Raw genomic sequence first — 2,619 nt, 5'->3', positions numbered from 1 at the left:
CCGCAGACCCGTGGCCCCGTTCAACCGGTTCCGCAGCTCCACCGCCGTCAGCGAGTCGAAGCCCAACTCCTTGAAGGCCAGGTCGGCTGCGACCGCGTCGCGTGTCGCGTAGCCGAGTACGGAGGCGATCTGGGTGCGCACCAGGTCCAGTACGGTCTGTTCCCGATCGGTCTCCGGCAGTCCGGCGAGGGTGCCGGCCAGGCCGTCGGCCGTGTCGGGCGCCGTCGCCGCCGCGGCGCGTCGCACGCGGGGACGCACCAGCCGGCGCATCAGCGGCGAAACGGGTCCGTTGCCGCCCTGGAGGGCGGCGCCGGTGAACCGTACCGGGACGAGGAGTGCCTGGTCCCCGGCGGTCGCCGCGTCGAAGAGCGCGAGGCCCTCCCGCGTGGACAGCGGTACGACACCGCCGCGCGCCATGCGGGCGAGATCGGTGTCGGCCAGGTGGCCGGTCATCTCGCTGCGCTCGGCCCAGAAGCCCCAGGCCAGCGAGACGGCGGGCAGGCCGTGCGCCCGCCGGTGTGCTGCCAGGGCGTCCAAGAAGGCGTTCGCCGCAGCGTAGTTGGCCTGGCCGGCGGCGCCGAAGACCGCCGCGGCCGAGGAGAAGAGCACGAACGCGGACAGGTCCAGGTCCCGGGTGAGTTCGTGCAGGAGCAGGGCCGCGTCCGCCTTCGGTCGCAGGACGGTGTCGATCCGTTCGGGCGTCAGCGCGTCCACGACGCCGTCGTCCAGGACGCCCGCCGCGTGCACCACCGCGCGCAAGGGCGCGCTGTCGGGGATGCGTGCCAGTACGCCGGCCAGCGCGTCACGGTCCGTCACGTCGCAGGCCTCGAAGACGGCGTCGGCGCCCAGGGACTCCAGTTCGGCGGCGAGTTCCGGTGCTCCGGTGGCGTCCGCTCCTCGGCGCGACACCAGCACCAGGTGCCGTACGCCGTGCTCGGCTGCCAGATGGCGGGCGACCAGGCCGCCCAGGAGACCGCTGGCGCCGGTGATCAGGACGGTGCCCTCGGCGCTCCAGGGGGCGTTCGCCTCACCGTCGGTCGTCGGTATGGACGCCCTGACCAGGCGGGGAGCGCGTACCTCGGCCGCCCGGACGGCGATCTGGGGTTCCTCGGCGGCGACGGCCGCGTGTACGGCGTCGTCTGCGGCCTCCCAGGTGTCGAGGTCGACCAGGTGGAACCGGTCCGGGTGTTCCGTCTGCGCGGAGCGGACGAGGCCCCAGATCGCGGAGGCCGCCACGTCCGTGACGTCCTCACCGGCGGCCGTCGCCATGGCGCCCCGGGTCAGGAAGACCAGCTTCGAGCCGGTGGCGGCCGGGCTGTCGAGCCATTCCCGTACGGCGTGCAGCGCGCGGCCGGTCAGCTCGCGCACGGCGGTGGGGATGTCGTCCGTCTCCGTCGGGGAGACGCACGGCAGTACCACGACGTCCGGGAACGACCCCTCGGTGGCTGTGGGCAGCTCGGCGAGGGTCGCCGCCCGCCGCACGGCCGTGTCGCGGAATGCTTCGGTGCCCGAGGGGTCGGTGCCGAGCAGAGCCCACTGTCGAGCGGCGTCGGTCGGTGCGGCACTGGTCGGGAGTGCCTCCCAGCTCACCCCGTACAGCGAGTCCAGCGACGGCCGGGCAGCGCTCTCGAGCAGTTCCGGGGCGACGGGACGGCCCACCAGCGAGCCGACCGACGCCACCGGCGCTCCGGCGGGATCGGCGACCAGCAGCGATACGCCGTCGGCCCCGGCCCTGGTCAGCCGGACCCGCAGCATGGAGGCGCCGGTGGCGTGCAGCGAGACCCCGGTCCAGGCGAACGGCAGCCGCGCCGTACCGGGCTCCCCCGCACCGCCGTCGCCCGCATCCGAGCCGGTCAGATGACCGACGCCGGTCACGTGCAGCGCCGCGTCCAGCAGTGCCGGGTGGATGCCGTAGCGGCCCGCGTCGTCCCGCTCCTCCTCCGGGAGGGCGACCTCGGCGAACACATCGTCGCCCTGCCGCCAGGCCGCCCGTACGCCGCGGAAGACCGGGCCGTAGTCGAGACCCAGGCCGGCCAGTCGTTGGTACAGGTCGTCCACCGGGAGCGGTGCCGCGTCCGCGGGCGGCCACATGGCCAACGGGTGCCGCTCCTCACCGGCCTCGGTCTCGGACAGGGCGAGCAGGCCCTTGGCATGGCAGGTCCACGGTGCGTCGTCGTCGCCCTCGGGGCGCGAGAAGACTCCCACCGCGCGGCGCTCCGGGTCGTCCGTGCCGCTCACGACGACCTGGACCTGCACCGCGCCCGACTCGGGCAGCACCAAGGGGGCCTGGAGCGTCAGCTCCTCCAGCACCCGGCTGCCGGCCGCGTCCGCCGCCCGCAGGGCCAGCTCCACGTACGCCGTGCCGGGCACGACCACCCGGCCCAGCACGAGGTGATCGGCCAACCACGGCTGCGCCGCCAGGGACAAGCGGCCCGTCAGGACCAGTCCGTAGTCGTCCGCCAGCGACACCACTGCTCCCAGCAGCGGGTGATCCGCCGAGCCGAGACCGACAGCCGCCACGTCACCTACGCGGGAAGCCGGCGTCTTGAGCCAGAAGTGCTCGTGCTGGAAGGCGTAGGTGGGCAGGTCGACGCGGCGGGCACCCGAACCCGCGAACAC

Annotated in this window: 1 protein-coding gene; it reads right to left on the bottom strand. The window is 74.4% G+C overall.

The genetic code is table 11. The features are described 5' to 3' along the window. On the bottom strand, window positions 1-2,619 hold a 2,619-nt coding region (locus GTW67_RS20895), incomplete at both ends, for a type I polyketide synthase (protein WP_161166330.1).

Origin of the sequence: Streptomyces sp. SID5910, assembly GCF_009862125.1 — a bacterium.
Classification (GTDB): domain Bacteria; phylum Actinomycetota; class Actinomycetes; order Streptomycetales; family Streptomycetaceae; genus Streptomyces.
This window is presented reverse-complemented; position numbering and strand designations above follow the sequence as displayed.